The sequence below is a fragment of the Streptomyces sp. NPDC087906 genome, assembly GCF_055584925.1.
Genome location: NZ_JBVJLC010000001.1, coordinates 928600 through 947371 on the forward strand (window position 1 = coordinate 928600; position 18772 = coordinate 947371).

18 protein-coding genes are annotated in these 18772 nt (G+C 70.1%); 5 read left to right on the forward strand and 13 right to left on the reverse strand.

Annotated features, from left to right (window positions below; translation table 11 throughout):
* The first annotated feature begins 133 nt into the window (after nucleotides 1-133).
* Nucleotides 134-916, forward strand: a complete 783-nt coding sequence (locus ACZ63I_RS04025; protein ID WP_469335073.1) for a dioxygenase family protein — start codon at nucleotides 134-136, stop codon at nucleotides 914-916.
* Nucleotides 917-983: 67 nt separating this feature from the next.
* Here the strand turns inward: ACZ63I_RS04025 and ACZ63I_RS04030 are convergent, their stop codons facing one another.
* Nucleotides 984-1505, reverse strand: coding sequence for a GNAT family N-acetyltransferase (locus tag ACZ63I_RS04030; RefSeq protein ID WP_469335075.1), 522 nt, complete (start codon nucleotides 1503-1505; stop codon nucleotides 984-986).
* Between the two features lie 152 nt (nucleotides 1506-1657).
* On the opposite strand from ACZ63I_RS04030, the gene ACZ63I_RS04035 reads away from it, so the two are divergent.
* The gene (locus tag ACZ63I_RS04035) at nucleotides 1658-2653 is read left to right on the forward strand and encodes a sigma-70 family RNA polymerase sigma factor (protein WP_469335077.1); all 996 of its coding nucleotides are present in this window, start codon (nucleotides 1658-1660) and stop codon (nucleotides 2651-2653) included.
* 118 nt (nucleotides 2654-2771) lie between these two features.
* On the opposite strand, the gene ACZ63I_RS04040 is transcribed toward ACZ63I_RS04035, so the two are convergent.
* Entirely contained in the window at nucleotides 2772-3749 is a 978-nt protein-coding gene (locus ACZ63I_RS04040; RefSeq protein ID WP_469335546.1) for a helix-turn-helix transcriptional regulator, read from the reverse strand.
* Between the two features lie 63 nt (nucleotides 3750-3812).
* Between ACZ63I_RS04040 and ACZ63I_RS04045 the strand changes: the two genes are divergently transcribed.
* Nucleotides 3813-5294 (forward strand): MFS transporter, encoded by a 1482-nt coding sequence (locus ACZ63I_RS04045; protein WP_469335079.1) that lies wholly within the window; start codon nucleotides 3813-3815, stop codon nucleotides 5292-5294.
* A gap of 70 nt (nucleotides 5295-5364) precedes the next feature.
* Here the strand turns inward: ACZ63I_RS04045 and ACZ63I_RS04050 are convergent, their stop codons facing one another.
* The 3 genes from ACZ63I_RS04050 to ACZ63I_RS04060 all read right to left on the reverse strand — a co-directional run bounded on the left by ACZ63I_RS04050 (nucleotide 5365) and on the right by ACZ63I_RS04060 (nucleotide 8529).
* Nucleotides 5365-6150, reverse strand: coding sequence for a DUF6227 family protein (locus ACZ63I_RS04050; protein WP_469335081.1), 786 nt, complete (start codon nucleotides 6148-6150; stop codon nucleotides 5365-5367).
* A gap of 119 nt (nucleotides 6151-6269) precedes the next feature.
* The gene (locus tag ACZ63I_RS04055) at nucleotides 6270-7310 is read right to left on the reverse strand and encodes a P1 family peptidase (protein ID WP_469335083.1); all 1041 of its coding nucleotides are present in this window, start codon (nucleotides 7308-7310) and stop codon (nucleotides 6270-6272) included.
* Complete coding sequence (locus ACZ63I_RS04060; protein WP_469335085.1) at nucleotides 7297-8529, reverse strand: low temperature requirement protein A; 1233 nt, start codon at nucleotides 8527-8529, stop codon at nucleotides 7297-7299. The genes ACZ63I_RS04055 and ACZ63I_RS04060 overlap by 14 nt, the downstream gene beginning before the upstream one ends.
* A gap of 60 nt (nucleotides 8530-8589) precedes the next feature.
* Between ACZ63I_RS04060 and ACZ63I_RS04065 the strand changes: the two genes are divergently transcribed.
* Nucleotides 8590-8796 carry a hypothetical protein gene (locus ACZ63I_RS04065; RefSeq protein WP_469335087.1) on the forward strand — a complete coding sequence of 69 codons (207 nt, stop codon included), beginning with the start codon at nucleotides 8590-8592 and terminating at the stop codon, nucleotides 8794-8796.
* A gap of 37 nt (nucleotides 8797-8833) precedes the next feature.
* Here the strand turns inward: ACZ63I_RS04065 and mscL are convergent, their stop codons facing one another.
* From mscL to ACZ63I_RS04105, 8 genes are all read right to left on the reverse strand, one after another.
* Nucleotides 8834-9301 (reverse strand): large conductance mechanosensitive channel protein MscL, encoded by a 468-nt coding sequence (gene mscL / locus ACZ63I_RS04070; RefSeq protein WP_469335089.1) that lies wholly within the window; start codon nucleotides 9299-9301, stop codon nucleotides 8834-8836.
* A gap of 123 nt (nucleotides 9302-9424) precedes the next feature.
* Nucleotides 9425-10027: a hypothetical protein gene (locus ACZ63I_RS04075; RefSeq protein ID WP_469335091.1), complete on the reverse strand. Its 603-nt coding sequence runs from the start codon at nucleotides 10025-10027 to the stop codon at nucleotides 9425-9427.
* A 125-nt stretch (nucleotides 10028-10152) separates the two neighbouring features.
* Complete coding sequence (locus ACZ63I_RS04080; protein ID WP_469335093.1) at nucleotides 10153-10620, reverse strand: Clp protease N-terminal domain-containing protein; 468 nt, start codon at nucleotides 10618-10620, stop codon at nucleotides 10153-10155.
* A gap of 7 nt (nucleotides 10621-10627) precedes the next feature.
* Entirely contained in the window at nucleotides 10628-10831 is a 204-nt protein-coding gene (locus ACZ63I_RS04085; RefSeq protein WP_469335095.1) for a helix-turn-helix domain-containing protein, read from the reverse strand.
* 288 nt (nucleotides 10832-11119) lie between these two features.
* Nucleotides 11120-11953 carry an S-methyl-5'-thioadenosine phosphorylase gene (locus ACZ63I_RS04090; RefSeq protein ID WP_469335096.1) on the reverse strand — a complete coding sequence of 278 codons (834 nt, stop codon included), beginning with the start codon at nucleotides 11951-11953 and terminating at the stop codon, nucleotides 11120-11122.
* 157 nt (nucleotides 11954-12110) lie between these two features.
* The gene (locus ACZ63I_RS04095; protein ID WP_469335098.1) at nucleotides 12111-12497 is read right to left on the reverse strand and encodes an FmdB family zinc ribbon protein; all 387 of its coding nucleotides are present in this window, start codon (nucleotides 12495-12497) and stop codon (nucleotides 12111-12113) included.
* A gap of 66 nt (nucleotides 12498-12563) precedes the next feature.
* Complete coding sequence (locus tag ACZ63I_RS04100) at nucleotides 12564-13919, reverse strand: MFS transporter (RefSeq protein WP_469335100.1); 1356 nt, start codon at nucleotides 13917-13919, stop codon at nucleotides 12564-12566.
* Nucleotides 13920-14108: 189 nt separating this feature from the next.
* Complete coding sequence (locus ACZ63I_RS04105; protein WP_469335548.1) at nucleotides 14109-15626, reverse strand: potassium/proton antiporter; 1518 nt, start codon at nucleotides 15624-15626, stop codon at nucleotides 14109-14111.
* A 249-nt stretch (nucleotides 15627-15875) separates the two neighbouring features.
* Here ACZ63I_RS04105 and ACZ63I_RS04110 point away from each other — a divergent pair, with 249 nt between their 5' ends.
* On the forward strand, nucleotides 15876-18764 hold the full coding sequence (locus tag ACZ63I_RS04110; RefSeq protein WP_469335102.1) for a penicillin acylase family protein: 2889 nt from the start codon (nucleotides 15876-15878) through the stop codon (nucleotides 18762-18764).
* Nucleotides 18765-18772: the final 8 nt, after the last annotated feature.

Genomic DNA, 18772 nt, shown 5'->3' on the forward strand with positions numbered 1-18772 from the left:
GTTTAACTAGATTCGGTTACCGTCATGGGTGAGAACGCTTGAGGTTTCAAGCAGCCGGATGTCAAGCAGTCAAGATTTCGAGCAGTCAAGATTTGAAGCAGCCAGGATTTCGAGTGGCCGGGAGTGAAGAGCCGTGAACGCAGTCGCCGAGCGCATGCCCGCCCTCTATCTCTCCCACGGCGCCCCGCCGCTCGCCGACGACCCGCTGTGGCCCGCCGAACTCGCCGCGTGGTCGGCCGACCTGCCGCGCCCCACGGCGATCCTGATGGTCTCCGCCCATTGGGAGGAGGCGCCGCTCGCGCTCGGCGCGGTCGAGACGATACCGCTCGTGTACGACTTCTGGGGCTTCCCCGAGCACTACTACCAGGTGCGGTACGCGGCCCCCGGCGCGCCGGAACTCGCCGACTCCGTACGGAAATTGCTGCGCGGCGCCGGGATGCCCGTGCAGGACGTGCCGGACCGCGGCCTCGACCACGGCGCGTACGTGCCGCTGGTCGAGATGTTCCCGCTGGCCGACATCCCCGTCCTCCAGGTCTCCATGCCGACGCTCGACCCGCAGCGGCTGCTGGAGATCGGCCGCAAGCTGGCGCCGCTGCGGGACGAGGGCGTGCTGATCATCGGCAGCGGCTTCTTCACCCACAACCTCGCGGCTCTGCGGCACAGCGGCCCTGGCGTGCCCGGCTGGTCGGCGGAGTTCGACGACTGGGGGCAGCGGGCGCTGCTCGCGCAGGACGTCGACGCGCTGCTGGACTTCGAGCACAAGGCCCCGGCGGGCCGGCTGGCCCACCCCCGCACCGAGCACTTCGCCCCGCTGTTCGTGACGCTGGGAGCTGCGGAGGGTGAGCTGGCCGAGGGCCGGAGCGTCATCGACGGCTTCTGGATGGGCCTCGCGAAGAGATCACTCCAGTTCGGCTGAGCGACTGAGCGGCTGGGCGGCTGAGCGGCTGAGCGGCTGAGCGGCTGAGGAGCCGCGTCCCGGTCTCTCAGCCGAGCGGCTTCTCGTACCAGGCCACGTCCCAGTAGCGGCCGAACTTCCGGCCGACCTCCTCGTACGTCCCCACGTAACGGAACCCGAAGCGCGCGTGCAGCCGCCCCGAGGCTTCGTTGGGCTGCGCGATGCCCGCGTACGCGCGATGGACGTCCTCGGGTTCCAGGGCCGCGAAGAGCGCCTCGTACAGCAGCGTGCCGATGCCGCGCCCGGCGGCGTCCGGGGCGCAGTAGACGCTGACCTCCACAGAAGGGGAGTACGCGGGCTTCGCCCGGAAGGGGCTGCTGGTTACATAGCCCAGAATCCGGGCAGACGGGACATCCTGAGCAACCAAAAGCCGGTGCGGGCCGTCTTCAGGGTGGGAGCGCAGCCACGGCAGCCGCTCCTGCGGGGTGAAGGGGACGGTGTCGAAGGTGACGCCGGTCTCGCGGACGTAGTGGTTGTAGATGTCGGTCAGCGGGCCGATGTCGGCCTCTGTTCCCGACCTGACCTGCACTTCTCGGGCCGTCGATGCCATCTGCTTCCTCCCTGCGGCGGGACAGGGTACTGCATGATCACAAAAATCCAGGCACGCAGGGGAATTCTGTCCGGATTCCAGTCGTTCTTACCGACAGATGCAGGGCACCCGGGAGGGTGTCGCGACCTACTCAGTCAAGTAAGGGAGCTCGCATGGCAACCCGTGCCGTCGCCCGTCGTACCGCCACCCGCGGAACGAACGCGGCAAGCAGTGTTCGCGCTGTGGGCGGGGAGATCGCCGACCGCGACCTGGTCGGCATGTACCTCGACGAGATCGCTCGCACACCGCTGCTCGACGCCGCAAAGGAAGTCGAGCTGTCCCAGACCATCGAGGCCGGGGTGTTCGCCCGGCAGATCCTCGACGGAGACGTCGAGAGCGAGGCCGGCGGGGCCTCGCGTGAAGAGCTCGAAGCGCTGATAGCCGAAGGCGAGCGCGCCAAGGACATCTTCATCAAGTCCAACCTCCGCCTGGTCGTCGCCGTCGCCCGGCGCTACCCGCGCAGCGGCCTGCCCCTGCTGGATCTGATCCAGGAGGGCAACGCCGGCCTGGTGCGCGCCGTGGAGAAGTTCGACTACGCCAAGGGCTTCAAGTTCTCGACGTACGCGACGTGGTGGATCCGCCAGGCCATCACCCGCTCGATAGCCGACCAGTCCCGGACGATCCGGCTCCCCGTCCACCTCGTGGAGGAGCTGGGCAGGATCCGGCGTGTGCAGCGCGAGTTCAACCGCGAGCACGGCCGCGACCCCGAGCATGCCGAGGTCGCCAAGGAACTGGGCTCCACGCCCGAGCGCGTCACCGACGTGCTGGACTGGGCCCGTGACCCGGTCAGCCTGAACATGTCCGTGGACGACGAGGGCGACACGCAGTTCGGCGATCTGCTGGAGGACACCTCCGCGGTCTCGCCCGAGCAGTCCGTGATGACGCTGCTGCGCAGCGAGGAGCTGGAAGACCTCATCGGCAAGCTCGACCAGCGCACGGCCTCCATCATCAAGATGAGGTACGGCATCGAGGACGGCCGCGAGCGCACGCTGACCGAGGTCGGCAAGGAGCACGGGCTGACCCGCGAGAGGATCCGTCAGATCGAGAAGCACGCGCTTCTGGAGCTGAAGAAAATGGCCAGGGACACAGGTTTCGACGCGGCGGCGTGACGCAGCCGCTCCGCAGCCGTAGTGTCACCCGTATCCGCACAGTCCGCTTGTGCGCGTCGGCCGATTCGTCGGCCCCCTGAGACGAGCCCCGGCACCAACCCCCCCCAGGTGCCGGGGCTCACCCATGCCCGGCACGGCCGGCCGCCCGGGTGAGCCTGGCGCCCAGGTCCTTCAGATGGTCCGTCAGCGACGCGGGTGCGTGGACGGTGAACTCGCAGTCCACCAGAGCCAGTCGCAGCGCCAGCCACTCCGGCGAGTCGGTCGACTCGGTCCGCAGCCGGCAGGAGTCAGGGCCCGTGGCGGTCGGTGCGCCGAGGAACGACGGCAGCCGGGCCGCCACGAAGTCGGCGGGCGCCGCGAAGCTCACGTCGACCTCGAACCGCGGCTGCGTCCGGGCGGACATCGACCGCTTCAGCAGCTCGGCCGCGTCACCCGCCGGCAGTGCGCGCGGCGTGAACCTCGCACCGGTGGCCAGGGGGTCGCTGACCCGGTCGACCCGGAACGTACGCCAGTCCGCCCGCCCCAGGTCGTACGCCACGAGATACCAGCGCCGGTCGGTGGAGACCAGCCGGTACGGCTCGACCTGCCGCTTCGTCCGCGTACCGTCGCCCGAGCGGTAGCCGAAGCGCAGCCGCTCCGTGCCGGTGACGGCGGACGCGATGGTGGTCAGGGTGCGCGGCGCGACCGTACCGCCGTCGCCCCGGGTGAGCGGCATGGTGGCCGCCTGGAGCGTCGAGACCCGGCGCCGCAGCCGGGACGGCAGCACCTGCTCCAGCTTGGCGAGAGCCCGTACGGACGCCTCGTCGATGCCCTCGATGGCATGGCCCGCGCCCGCCCGCAGCCCCACGGCTATCGCGACGGCTTCCTCGTCGTCGAGCAGCAGCGGCGGCATGGCGCTCCCCGCGACCAGCCGGTAGCCGCCCACGGCGCCCTTGGACGCCTCGACGGGATAGCCGAGTTCGCGCAGCCGGTCGATGTCGCGGCGGATGGTGCGCGGGCTGACGCCGAGCCGTTCGGCCAGCTCACTGCCCGGCCACTCGCGCGGGGTCTGGAGCAGCGACAGCAGGCTGAGGAGTCGTGCCGGGGTGTCCGCCATGGCTTCCATGATGCGGCCCGTATAGGACATGACCTGTCCTACATGACTTCTAACGTGAGCCCCATGAGCACCCGAACCGCCGTACTGGATACGGCTCCCGCCCCCGCGGCCGACCCCGCCCCCGGCGACCGCAGGCGCTGGCTCGCCCTGGCCGTCATCATGACGGCTGCCTTCATGGATCTGGTCGACGTCACCATCGTCAACATCGCGATACCCAGCATCGAGCGCGACATGAAAGCCTCGTTCGGCTCGATCCAGTGGATCACCGCCGGGTACGCGCTGGCCTTCGCCGCCGGGCTGATCACCGGCGGCAGGCTCGGTGACATCTACGGCCGCAAGCGGCTCTTCCTCATCGGCATCACCGGTTTCACCCTCGCGTCCGCGCTGTGCGGCTTCGCGGCCGATCCGGAGATGCTGGTCGCCTCCCGGCTGCTCCAGGGCGCCATGGCGGCGATGATGGTGCCGCAGGTGCTCGCCATCATCCACGCGACCTTCCCCGCGCACGAACGCGGCAAGGTCTTCGGGATGTTCGGCGCGATCGTCGGCCTCGGCGCCGTCTCGGGACCGCTGCTGGGCGCGCTGCTGACGCAGTGGAACGTGGCGGGCCTGGAGTGGCGGCCGATCTTCCTGATCAACCTGCCGGTCGGGATCGCCGGGGTGATCCTCGGCCGGAGGTTCATCACCGAGTCCAAGGCGCCCACAGCGCTGCGCCTCGACCTGGTGGGTGTCGTGCTGGTGACGCTCGGTCTGCTGATGCTGATCTATCCGCTGACGCGCGGACGTGAACTGGGCTGGCCGCTCTGGGGACATCTGTGCATGGCCGGCAGCGCGGTGGTCTTCGCCGGCTTCGTGGCGTACGAGCGGTACAAGACGCGCAAGGACGGATCGCCGCTGGTGGAGCTGTCGTTGTTCAAGGTGAAGAGCTTCGCCGCCGGTATCGCCGTGCAGTTGACCTTCGGTGTCGCGCTCGGCATCTTCTTCCTGGTCTGGACGCTCTACATGCAGACAGGCCTCGGCTGGACACCGCTGCGGGCCGGGCTGACCGGACTGCCGTTCTCGATCGCCGTCTCCACGGCGGCGGCGCTCTCCGTGCAGAAGCTCGTGCCGCGCTTCGGCCGCAAGGTGCTCCAGGCGGGCGCGCTGCTGATGATCGCCGGACTGCTCCTGTACATCGGCGAGTCGGCCCGGTACGGGACCGGGATCCACACCTGGCAGATGGTCCTGCCGCTGGTGGTGATGGGCCTCGGCATGGGGCTGATCGTGGCGCCGCTGACGGACGCCGTGCTGTCGGACGTCCCCCGCGAGCACGCGGGCTCGGCGTCGGGTCTCATCAACACGACGCAGCAGATGGGCAACGCGCTGGGGCTGGGGCTGGTGTCGGTGGTGTTCTTCGGCGTCATCGACGGGGCGAAGGGTCCGGTGGGTCCTGCGTTCGTGGCCGGCTTCCAGCACGCGCTGTGGTGGGTCGTCGCGGTGCTGGCGGTGATCTTCGCGGTCATGTTCGCCCTGCCGGCCAGGGCGCGGTCGGCGGCGGCCGACCACTGAGCCGCGCGGGGGGAGGGCAGGCGCGGGCGGCCCGGGTGCGTCCTTTGCTGACGCTGACCTGGGCCGCCGGTCAGCCCTGGGGGCCGACCCGGGACCGTACCCGCATCGCCTCGCGCGCCGCGCTCTCCTCCTCGTAGACCTCACACATGTGGCGGCGGTCCGGGGTGGCCGTGTGCTCGACTTCCCAGAGGCTGGTCTCCGAGCCGTCGATCAGCAGGAACGCGTGCTCGTAGAGCGTGAATCCGACGCTCTTGCCGTCGATCTGGGCCTGCTTGCCGTAGACCTGCGCGATGTGGTGCGCGAAGGCGGTACGCAGCAGCCGCGCCGTCTCCTCGCCCGGCCGGTCCGGGTTCTCCGCGCGGCGCAGCACCCGGCGGGCGTGGTCGGGGGAGTTGTCCGCGACGTACATCCGCTGCGGGGTGGCGGCGGGGGTCACCAGCAGACTGCCCAGCAGGGTGAACTCCGCGCCGAAACCGCCCGCCCCGAAATCGGCCGTGCTGTCCCCGCCGGGTCCCTGGCCTGCCGTGCCGTCAGGGGCCGCCAGCCGGGAGGCGGCGAGGCGGGCGTCCGCCTCCTCCGTGTACAGCTCGTGCACCTGCGCGCCGTCGCGGCAGGCATTGTGCACCAGCTCCCACACGGTGAGCGCGCTGCTGTCCGTGAGCAGATACGTATGCCGGTACAACTCGCGGTGCAGTCCCGCACCGTGGTGTGCCGAGGTGAGCGTACTGGCGTGGGCCAGCGCGCCGTGGAGCCTTTCGATCAGTGTGTCGGGCAGATCGAAGGAGTTCAGCGCACGGCCTAAGAGGCGTTCGATCTGCCTCTCGGTCGGCTCGGTCGTCTCGTACGGACCGTTCAAGTTGGCTCTCCAGGACGTCGCCACATGTCACTTGGTGATTGCATAACGTAGCCCCTGGGGCTGACATCGGGTCCGTAATTTGGAGAAAAGTAGACGTTCGTAGCGGAAGCTTTTCATACTCATTTCCTTCCGCCGGTGCCGTAGAGATCCGTGTAGGAGGGCAACATTCCACCCGGGCCCGTCATTCCTCGCGCGGCGAGGACCGCGCGCACGATCGCGCGCGTCACCACGTCCGCACCCGCGGCCAGTACCTCGTTCAGGGCCAGCGGATCGCCTTCGGCGAACGGGAGTTGGCCGGTCGCGAGGGTGAAGACGGTGTCACCGTCGTTGAGCAGATGTACGGGGCGCACGGCGCGCGCGATGCCGTCGTGCGCCGTGCCGGCGAGCTTCTGCGCCTGGGCACGGGTCAGTTGGGCGTCCGTGGCGACGACGGCGAGCGTGGTGTTGAGCGGAGGGGAAGCCCCCTGCGCTCGTACCTCTGCCAGTCTCCGCAGCGCCGCCTCGTGGACCTCGGCGGCGGGATGGTCCGTACGTCCGTCGTAGTACTGCCCGTACAGCACCCCTGTGAGGGGATCGACCGCCGATCCGGCCGCGTTGGCGACGACCAGCGCAGCGACGGTGATGCCCGACTCCAGCCGCTGACTCGCCGTACCGACACCGCCCTTGAGCAGCCCCACCACCGCGCCCGTACCGGCGCCGACCCCGCCCTCGGCCACCGGCGCCCCGGCCGGTGACGCTGCCGCGGCCTCGACGGCGGCCCGGCCCGTCGCCGCGTCGGGGCGCACCCGCCAGTCACCGCCGCGCCCGAGGTCGAAGATCCCGGCGGCCGGCACGACCGGCACCACCTGGGCCGGGTCGGCCGAGACCCGTACCCCGCGGCCCCGCTCCTCCAGCCACGCCATCACCCCCGACGCCGCGTCCAGGCCGTACGCGCTGCCGCCCGTGAGGACGACCGCCTCGATCCGCTGGACGAGATTGCGCGGGTCCAGCGCGTCGGTCTCCCGCGTCGCGGGCCCGCCGCCCCGTACGTCGACGGCGGCGACCACCCCGCCCTCCGGGGCGAGCACGACCGTGGTCCCGGTGAGGGCGTGCTCCCCCTCGACCTGTGCGTGGCCGACCCGCAGTCCCGCCACATCGGTCAGTGCGTCATTCGCTGTCACGGTCATCCTCCGTCTCGCTCTCCGTGCCGCCCCTGACCAGTGCCACCCCGACGGCCACCGACGCTGCCGCCACCAGACCGGCGACGAGCACCGCCCACGTACCGGCGAACGTGACGGCGGCGATCGCCACCGCCGCGCCCGGCAGCACCATCTGCTGGGCCGGGCCTGACTTGAAGTGCCGCGCGTGCAGCAGCCAGACCGTGAGCAGGAAGACCGCGGCAGGGACGGTGACGGCCGCAGCCGCCGCCAGGGTGGAGATATGCGCCTCACCGGTGGCCTGCTCCACCGCGACCTCAAGTCCCGCCCCGATCGCGGCGGCCGAGCCGAAGATGACGAAGTGCCCGTAACCCCAGGGAATGGCCTGCCGGTTGCCGCTCAACCGCCGCTGCGCCGGGACGGCGAAGTAGATCCACCAGGCGGAGAAGACGATCAGGACACCGCCACCCGCGATGGGCAGCAGCCGGTGCAGCACGTCATGCTCGTCGAGAGCCGACTGGACGGCCACGGTGGCCGCCGACATCGTCTCGCCGAGGACGATCAGCGTGAACAGCCCGTAGCGCTCGGCGATGTGGTGCGGATGCCACGGCGTCTCGTGCCCGTGCTCGGCGATCATCGGCACCAGCATCTCGGCCGCCCCGACGACCAGGAACAGCCAGTGCTTCAGCTCACCCGGCACGGCCAGCAGACCGAGCCAGGCCACCTGGCAGATCACCAGCCCGACGGCGTAGGTCACATTGGTCCGCCGCCCCGCACTGCCCGCCGGTTCGGCGGCCGTCGCCCGCAGCCACTGCGTGGTCAGCGCCAGCCGCATCACGACATAGCCGACGACGGCGACGGTCCAGTTGTTGTCGTCGAAGGCGCGCGGCACCCCCGCGGCGAAGATCAGCACGCCGCAGATCTGCACCAGGGTCGCGATCCGGTACGGCACGTCGTCGATGTCGTACGCCGAGGCGAACCAGGTGAAGTTCATCCAGGCCCACCACACGCCCCAAAAGATGAACAGATACCCGACGACGCCGGTGCCCACATGGCCCTCGGCGAGCGCGTGCACCAGCCGGCCCCCGGCCTGGGCGACGGCGACCACGAAACACAGGTCGAAGAAGAGTTCCAGCGGGGTCGAGGCGCGATGCGCCTCGTCCCGGCTGCGGGCGGTCATCCGGCGGTGCGGGCGCACCGCCGCGTCATGCGCTGCGCCATGCGTAGCGTCGGTCGGCGTCATGGGACCAGCACAGCAGAGGGCTCCGACGCGGCGCGACGCGCACCGCCGTACGCTTGCGGTATGAGCAGTGGCCCCGCACCCGACCCGCAGCCGGCCGACCACGGCCGGCCGCCGCGCCCGCACCCCGGCCTGGTCTTCGACGATCCGCTGGACCAGCAGTCCTCGGACGACACGGACAGCGGCTGGGGAGAGCGGCCCTCCGGCGGCGGCGACAGCGCCGCCGACCTGGCCCGGTTCCTCGACGAGAAGCCCCCGCACCACATCTGAGTGAGGACGGCCAGGACGGCGGCCACGAGCATCGCTCCTAGCCGTCGCGCCCGGGGCCGCGCTGGGTGACCAGGGTGTCCCTGATCTCCTTCAGCACCTCCAGCTCGCTGACCTCGATGATCTCCTGCTGCTCTTCCTTGACTTCCTCGTGCCTGGCCCGCCGGGCGAGGTACCTGGACATCGGCAGCACCATCAGGAAGTACACGACGGCCGCGGTGATCAGGAAGGTGAGCGTCGCACTGAGCACCGTCCCCCACATGATCTGAATGCCCTCGGCTTCCCCGGCGGCGTTCGTCTTGCAGGGTGCCTTGAGGCACGAGCTGTACTTGTCCAGATCCTTCGTGCCGAACGCGCCGACCACGGGATTGATGATGCCCTTGACGACCGCGTTCACGATGTTGGTGAAAGCGGCGCCGATGACGACGGCGACCGCCAGGTCGATCACATTGCCGCGCATCAGGAAGGCTTTGAAGCCCGCCAGCACGCTCTCCTTCTGCTCGCTCACGAGTGAGCCTTTCTTCGCCTGTGGGGTAGGGATCGCACACTGCACCGCAACCTACGGCAGCGCGTGCCCACGCTGTCCAATCCGCACACGCGATCTGCTGACCCGACGGTTCGCCAGTACGAATCAGCACAGCGTCACCGCCAGTTCGGAGCCCGCGGCAGCCCCGGCGAGCGCCGTCGCCGTGGCACGCGGCACGGACAGAACGAGCAAAGCGCCCCGGTCAGGGGTGAGTTGCCCGTCACCGTACGACTCCGGCATCTCCGGCATGTGGGATGCTTCCGGCGCCTTCGGGATCTCGGTCACCCGGGCGCCCGCCGCGACCACCCGCGCCTCGGCCTGTGTCCCAGGGGCGCCCGTCGCGATCACATCGACCCGGTCGCCGCGCCGCAGCAGCCGGACCGTCGCCGCGTCCGCGATCCGGACCGGCGCCGACACCAACTCCCTTGCCCTGCGCGCCGGCGGCGGCGCCTCGGCCCCGGCCGGCGTCCGGGCGACGGCCGCCGCGGCGGCGCTCACGCGGCCGTCACTGTCGGCCGCCGCACCGCCCGACCCGCTCGCGGCCAGAGCCGCCGCCGTCACGGCGAGACCGGCCGCCACGGCACGCCGCCGCCGGAGCAGCGCCCTGTGCAGCCGCTGACCACGGCCGCGTACCAGCAGCGGCTCGAAGGGCGGCACACCGCGTGGGGGAGAGGGCAGGGGAGGCAGGGGAAGAGGGACACGGGACATCGCGATCACCGTCCGACGTGAGGAGTTGTGCGGTCGCTCCTCACGATCCACGCTTCCGTGAAATCCCGCTCAAGCCTGTGGATAACTGGACGATTGTGGATAACTGCCCCACCCCGCTTGGTGATTCACCCGGCCTGGCGGAGGCGCTCCCGTACGGCGTCGCGGTCCACGCCCAGCCGGTCCAGCAGCTCGGCCGCCGGATCCGGCCGCTCGCACCGCAGCAGCGACAGCAGCAGATGCTCGCGCGCGATGCGCCGGCCGCCCGTCCTCCGGACCTCCGCCACGGCGCGCGGCAGCACCGCGCGTGCGCCAGAGGTGAACGGGGTCCGCTTGCGCGAGAGCGGCACCGGCGGCCGGGCGACGCCCTTGACGTCGATACCGAGCACCGCCAGCGCGGCCTGGTCGAGGGCGTCCAGAGCCCCGCGCGCGCTCTCCAGATCGACATCGAGCGCCCGGACGGCCGGTGACTCGGGGGCGTCCAGCAGCCCCAGCAGCAGATGTTCGGTGCCGATGCGGCGGTCGCCGCGCTGTTGTGCGGCCTCCAGCGCCGAGGTGACGGTCGTGCGGGCGTCCGCGGTGAACTGTTCGAACATGCTCGTCTCACTTCCCGTGCTTGGTGTGCACCGACTGTCGCGAGACGCCGAGGGCGTCCCCGATCTGCTCCCAGGTCCAGCCCTGCTCCCTGGCCCGCGCCACGGCGGCCGACTCGACCTGTTCCGCCAGCCGGTGCAGGGCGCCCACCGCCCGCAGCCCCACGGCCGGTTCTCGCGACCTGAGTCGTGCTGAGAGGTCATCCGGTTCCATGTCGTCAGTCTGGGCTGACAGGCTTCCAATTGTCAACCCAGACTGACACTGTCAACCCAGACTGACACGTCGAAGGGATCCCCGATGAACACTGCCGAGGTCGTGATCGCGCGGGTGGCGGCCCCAACGGGCTGCTGCTCGCCTGTGAGCTGCGCCTGGCCGGCGCACGCCCCGTGGTGCTGGAGCGGCAACCGGCGCCGGATCGCGGCGCTGATGGCGGGGCGCCCGCCGCCGGGCCACCGTACGAGGGGCTGCGCGAGGCCCTGGCCGAGTGGTTCGGGGCGGCGGCTACGGCAGCTTGAGGCCGGTGTCGATACCGTCCAGCGCGTGCGAGCACAGGCAGTCCCGCTCGTCGCTCGCAGGCAACCCGCCCACCGCGTCGAACAGGACCGTACGCAGTCGGCCCACGTTGGCCGCGAAGACCTTCAGCACCTCTTCGTGCGACACGCCCTCGCCCGTCTCGGCCCCCGCGTCCAGGTCCGTCACGAGCGTCATGGACGTGTAGCAGAGGCCCAGTTCGCGGGCGAGGACCGCTTCGGGGTGGCCGGTCATCCCGACGACCGACCAGCCCATCGCCGCGTGGAACACCGACTCGGCGCGGGTGGAGAACCGGGGCCCCTCGATGACGACGAGTGTCCCGCCGTCCACCGGCTCCCAGTCGTGCGTACGGGCGGCGGCGAGCGCGGCCGTGCGGCCGTCGGGGCAGTAGGGGTCGGCCGGCGAGATGTGGACGACCTTGGACGCGCTGCCGTCCGGCAGCGGCACCCCGTCGTAGTACGTCTGGGCGCGGGCCTTCGTACGGTCCACGAACTGGTCAGGTACGAGCAGGGTGCCGGGACCGTACTCGGGGCGCAGCCCGCCGACGGCGCACGGGCCGAGCACCTGCCGCACGCCGACGGAGCGCAACGCCCACAGGTTGGCGCGGTAGTTGATGCGGTGCGGCGGCAGGTCGTGGTCGCGGCCGTGCCGCGGCAGGAAGGCGACCCGGCGGCCGGCGATCTCGCCGAGGAAGAGGGAGTCGCTGGGCGGTCCGTACGGGGTCTCGACGGGCAGCTCGGTCACATCCTCCAGGAAGGAGTAGAAGCCCGAGCCACCGATCACACCGATCTCTGCGTTCGCCATGCCCGTCACACTATCGGCACCCACCGACAGCCAGGCCGAGCGGCCGAGTGCCGAGCGGCCGGGTGCCGGGCGGCCGGGCGCATGCCGAAGACCCCGCCGTGCGACACGGCGGGGTCCTCGAAAGCAAAGGTTCCGGAGCGAAAGATCCGGAGCGGGGTCAGGCTGCCGACGAGCCGCTGGAGCTGCTGGACGAGCCCGACTTCGAACCCGAACCGGAGCCCGACTTCGAACCGGAGTCCGAACTCGACGAACCCGTCGAACTCGAAGAGCCGGCAGACGAGCCGGCGGTGGCCGCCGCCTTGGAGTCCGACTTCGACTCGCCACCGGAGGCCGACTTGGCCGCGGCGGGCGCGCTGCTCGTGGACGAGCCCCGGCTGTCGTTCCGGTAGAAACCGGAACCCTTGAAGACAATGCCGACCGCCGAGAACACCTTCTTCAGGCGTCCCTGGCAATTGGGGCACACGGTGAGGGCGTCATCGGTGAACTTCTGCACCGCCTCAAGGCCCTCGCCACATTCGGTGCACTGGTACTGGTAGGTCGGCACTTGCTCCTCCTGGCACTCTCACTCAATGAGTGCTAACGACGCTCCATAGTGACGTATTCCGAGCGATCAGTCCACTGCCACCGGCTCGCGGTGACTCATCCCACGCGCCGCGACAAGGCCCGCGGACCGTACCGTGAGCCGTGAGCGCAGGACGAACAGGGTGATCAGCGCCAGTGCCGTACCGGCCAGCGGCACCACGAACCCGGCGCTCGCGCCGTGCGTGTCAGCGAGCTGTCCGGCGACGGTGACGGCCGCCGCCTGGCCGAGCGCCACGGCGCCGGTGAGCCAGGTGAACGCCTCGGTGCGCCCTTCGGCCGGCACCAGCCGCTCGACCAGCGTGTAGCCGCTGATCAGCGCGGGCGCGATGCAGAGCCCGATCAGCAGCCCCAGTCCGGCGAGCAGCGGCACGGAGTGCACCGCCCACAGCGCCGAGGCGAGCAGGGTGAGCCCGGTGTAGCCGGCCAGCAGCCTGCCGCGCGGGCCGGTCTTCCAGGCGACGGCGCCGCAGACGATCCCGGCGAGCATGTTGCCCGCTGCGAAGATCCCGTACAGCACCCCGTTGACGCCGGGTTCGCCGATCTCCTCGGCGAACGCCGTCAGCGACACCTGCATGCCGCCGAAGACCGAGCCGATCCCGAGGAAGGCGACCGCGAGCACCCGCACACCGGGGACGGGCAGCGCCGACGTGCGCGTACGCCCCACGGCCTGACGATCCCCGCCCGCCGTCGCGTCCGTACGTCCTACGCCCGTACGACCTACGCCCGTACGACCGCGGCTCGGCAGCGGCTGCGTACCGCGCCGCGCGGCGAACAGCAGCCCGCCGGCCAGCGTCAGCGCCGCCTCGGCGATGAGTCCCGCCGCCGGATGCACGCCGGTGCACAGGGCCGTGGTGAGCACAGGACCGATGACGAACGTGAATTCGTCGGTCACCGATTCGAAAGCGGCGGCCGTCGGCATCAGTGGCGAGGTCTCGCCAAGTGCTGTCGTCCACCGCGCCCGCACCATCGGACCGATCTGCGGCACGGAGGCGCCGGTCGGCACGGCCGCCAGGAACAGCGCCCACAGCGGGGCGCCGGCCAGCGCGAGGGTCAGCAGCGCCAGTACGGACGCCGTGTGCGCCAGTACGCCGGGTACGAGCACGGCCCGCTGCCCGTAGCGGTCGGCGAGCTTGCCGCTCTGCGGCGCGAAGAGCGCCATGGAGACGCCGGTGACGGCGGCCACCGCGCCCGCCGTGCCGTACGAGCCCGACGTGTGCTCGACGAGCAGGACGATGCCGATCGTCAGCATCGCGAAGGGCTGGCGGGCGGCGAAGCCGGGGAGCAGGAACGTCCAAGCGGAGGGGGTACGCAGCAGCCGCCCGTACCCCGGGCGCCCCGAGCGCGACGTGTCCTGTTCGGGAGCGTCTTTGACCGTGTATGACACGGTCCTTGCCTTTCTGCTGCCTGGTGACACGCTCCACGCGAGCGGCCGAGAGCTGTCCTCTTGCGCAGAACTGCGGTAGATACCGGGGCCCGCCGAGTGGGGGCACCGCGGCCGCCTTACGGTCGCGCCAGCTCTGCGTCAGACAGAGGTGGTCAATCTGTGGTGATCAAAATGTTTTTCGTCTGCCGATCACGGTCGATCGGCACCGTTATCGTACCGCGCGTCCGTCCCCAGCCAGCCCGCCAGCTTGCCGCCCTGTCCGACCGCCCGCAGCCGTCGTTCCGCGGCGTCCCGTACCGGATCCGTCGCCACCACCAGCAGCTCGTCGCCCCGGTGCAGCAGGGTCGACGGCAGCGGTACGAAGCTGCGGTCGTCCCGTACGACCAGGGTGACCGCCGCCCCGGCCGGCAGCCGCAGCTCGGAGACCTCGACGCCGTGCATCTTCGAGTGCGCGGGGATCGACAACGAGAGCAGATGCCCGCGCAGCCGCTCCAGCGGCGCCGACTCGATGCCCAGGTCGGCGGCGTCCGAAGCGGCGCCGAGCCGCAGCGCCTTCGCCAGCCAGGGCAGTGTCGGCCCCTGCACCAGGGTGTAGACGACGACCAGCACGAACACGATGTTGAAGATCCGCCGGCTGCCCTCGATGTCCGACACCATCGGAATGGTCGCCAGGATGATGGGCACGGCGCCGCGCAGCCCCGCCCAGGACATCAGGGCCTGCTCCTGCCAGGGGATGCGGAACGGGAACAGGCTGAGGAAGACCGAGAGCGGTCGCGCGACGACGGTGAGGATCAGCCCCACGATCACCGCGGGCCAGAAGTCGTCGCCCAGTTCGTGCGGGGTCACCAGCAGTCCGAGCAGGACGAACATGCCGATCTGGGCGATCCAGCCGAGCCCCTCGGCGAAGCCGCGGTTGGCCGGCGCGTGCGGCAGTTTGGAGTTCCCGAGGATCATCGACGCCAGATAGACGGCGAGGAAGCCGCTGCCGTGCGCGGTCGCGCCGACGGCGTACGCGGAGACCGCGATGGCCATGACGGCGATCGGGTAGAGCCCTGAGGCCGGCAGCGCCACATGCCGCAGTCCGAAGGCGCCGAGATAGCCCACCACGATCCCGATGCACGCCCCGATGGCCAGTTCCAGCGCGATCTCGCCCACCAGCACGTACCAGTGTTCGACGTGACCCGACGCGGAGAGCGCGACCACGATGATCACCACAGGGGCGTCGTTGAACCCCGACTCGGCCTCCAGCGCCCCGGTCACCCGGGTCGGCAGCGGCACCCTGCGCAGTACGGAGAAGACGGCGGCCGCGTCCGTCGACGAGACGACGGCGCCGACGATCAGGGCCTGCCGCCAGTCGAGTCCGACGAGGTAGTGCGCGGCTGTCGCCGTCACCCCCACGCTCACGCCGACACCCACGGTCGAGAGGGCGACAGCCGCCGGCAGCGACTGTTTGACCTCTTTCCACTTCGTGCCGAGACCGCCCTCGGCCAGGATCACGACCAGCGCCGCGTACCCGATGACCTGGGTCAGCTCGGCGTTGTCGAACTTGACGTTGAAGATCCCGTCCTGGCCTATCCCGATCCCGATGCCGAGATAGAGCAGCAGACTGGGCAGCCCGCTCCGGGAGGAGATCCGCACGGCCACGACCGCGCTCAACAGCACGAGCGAGCAGATGAGCAGGAGTTCATTGAGCTGGTGGACAGTCAGCGGCCGATCCTTCCACTCGCGCTCGCCGGATCGTTCCTCCGGCGGCCGGTACTTCGTTACCTTACCTAATCTTTAACGTTTTCTTGACGCGTTCGGGCGTCTGTGCGATCACTCCCGGAATCCTTGTGTGATCGTCCGACGGGTGGCGTGATCGGGAGCACTTCCTGACACCGCGTCCAGGCGGGTGAAGCGCTGCGCCTATGGTTGCTCCAGCATTTCCAGGACCACCCTGCCCCTCGAAGGACAGCGATGCCCGCCAACACAGCTCCCTCTTCCGTCAAAAAGAAGGGGCGACGCGCCCGTCTGATCGTGATCGTCCTGGTGCTGGCACTTGTCGCGGGTGTCGGCTACGGGGCGTACTGGGGCGTGAGCACTGTGCGCTCCTCGTTCCCGCAGACCACAGGCACGCTCAAGCTCCAGGGCCTCGCGGGCCCCGTCGACGTCAGACGCGACAGCTACGGCGTCCCGCAGATCTACGCGAACAGCGACGCCGACCTGTTCCGCGCACAGGGGTACGTCCAGGCGCAGGACCGCTTCTACGAGATGGACGTCCGCCGCCACATGACGTCGGGCCGGCTCTCCGAGATGTTCGGCAAGAGCCAGGTGAAGACGGACGAGTTCCTGCGCACCCTCGACTGGCACGGGGTGGCGCAGCGGGAGTACGACACCCAGCTCTCCGCCGACACCAAGAAGAACCTCCAGTCGTACGCGGACGGCGTCAACGCCTACCTCAAGGGCCGCGACGGCAAGGGCATCTCCGTCGAGTACGCGGCGCTGAGCTTCACCAACGACTACAAGCCGGCGAAGTGGACCCCCGTCGACTCGGTGGCCTGGCTGAAGGCCATGGCGTGGGACCTGCGCGGCAACATGCAGGACGAGATCGACCGCTCGCTGCTGACGAGCAGGCTGAGCCAGAAGCAGATCGACGAGCTGTACCCGGCGTACCCGACCGAGAAGAACGCCCCGATCGTCAGCGAGGGCGGGATCGACCCCGTCACGGGCAAGTTCGACCCGAAGGCGGAGCCGACTGACGACGCGGGGGACGGCACGGGCACCGGGGACTCGGGCGACGGGACGGGCACAGGGCTCGGAGACGGCACCGGGACCGAGACCGGCGGCGGGACGGGGCTCGGCGACGGTACGGGAGTGGGTACGGGCACCGGAGCCGACACCGGCTCCGGTACGGACACCGCCACCAACGCCGCGGCGCACACCCCCGCCGAAGCCACCGAGGGCCTGAACTCCCAGCTCAGCTCGCTCTCCGGCACCCTCGACGAGATCCCGCAGCTCCTCGGCCCGAGCGGCAGCGGCATCGGCTCCAACTCCTGGGTCGTCTCCGGCAGTCTCACCACGACCGGCCGGCCGCTGCTCGCCAACGACCCGCACCTGGCGCCCCAGCTCCCCTCCCTCTGGTACCAGATGGGGCTGCACTGCCGCAGCGTCAGCGAGACCTGCCAGTACGACGTCGCCGGCTACACCTTCTCCGGCATGCCCGGTGTGATCATCGGCCACAACCAGAACATCGCCTGGGGCTTCACCAATCTCGGCGCCGACGTGACCGACCTCTACCTGGAGAAGGTCGAGGGCGAGTCGTACCAGTACGGCGACGAGGAGAGGAAGTTCACCACCCGCAAGGAGACCATCAAGGTCGCCGGCGGTCCCAGCAAGAAGATCACCGTACGTTCGACGGTCCACGGGCCCGTGGTCTCGGACCGGGACAGCGAGCTGGCGAAGGTCGGCGACAAGGCACCGGTCGACAACGCGGCCCCCGACCGGGGCGACGGCTACGCCGTCTCGCTGGAGTGGACGGCCCTGGAGCCAGGCAAGACCATGGACTCGGTCTTCGCGCTCAACAAGGCGAAGGACTTCACCGAGTTCCGCGCCGCCGCCTCGAACTTCGAAGTCCCCTCGCAGAACCTGATCTACGCCGACACCAAGGGCAACATCGGCTACCAGGCCCCGGGCAAGATCCCGACGCGCGCCAAGGGCGACGGCTCGATGCCCGCGCCCGGCTGGGACCCGCGCTACAAGTGGGAGAAGCCGATCCCCTTCGACCAGATGCCGTACGAGTACAACCCCAAGCGCGGCTACATCGTCACCGCCAACCAGGCGGTCATCGACGCGAAGAAGTACCCGTACCTGCTGACGAAGGACTGGGGCTACGGCACCCGCAGCCAGCGGATCAACGACCTCATCGCGTCGAAGACCAAGGACGGCGGGAAGATCTCGACCGACGACATGCAGACCATGCAGATGGACAACACCAGCCAGATCGCCAAGCTGCTGGTGCCCCTGCTGCTCAAGATCGATGTCTCGGACCCGGCCGTGCGCGAGGCCCAGAAGCTGCTGGAGGGCTGGGACTTCACCCAGGAGCCCGACTCGGCCGCCGCCGCGTACTTCAACGGTGTCTGGCGCAATGTGCTCATGCTCGCCTTCGGCGACAAGCTTCCTAAAGAGGTGCGCGTCAAGGGCCAGTGCCTGAACGTCCGTCCGGCCAACAGCACGGGCCCGCCGGACGACCTGGAGAAGCTGGTACGGGAGTGCGGCCAGCGCGCTCCCGACGCGGCGCAGCCGGACGGCGGCGACCGCTGGTTCGAGGTGGTGTCCAACATCATCAAGGACAACGACAACGCCTGGTGGACCAGTGCCGAGGCGCCGAACCAGCGGGACAAGGCCACCACGACCCGCGACGGCCTGCTGCTGCGCGCCATGAAGGACGCGCGCTGGGAGCTGACGGCCAAGCTCGGCAAGGACGTCTCCACCTGGAGCTGGGGCCGGCTGCACCAGCTCCAGCTCAAGAACCAGACGCTCGGCACCAGCGGGCCCGGCTTCCTGAAGACGATGCTCAACCGGGGCCCGTGGAATCTGGGCGGCGGCGAGGCGGCGGTCGACGCGACCGGCTGGAACGCGGCAGGCGGCTACGACGTCATCTGGGTGCCGTCGATGCGGATGGTCGTCAACGTCGGCGACTGGGACAAGTCACGCTGGATCAACCTCACGGGCGCCTCGGGGCACGCGTACAGCGCGCACTACACCGACCAGACGGACAAGTGGGCCGAGGGCGAGCTGCTCGACTGGTCCTTCACGCCCAACGCGGTGGAGGCCGCCACCTCCGACACGCTCAGACTGACGCCCTGAGCCTGCCG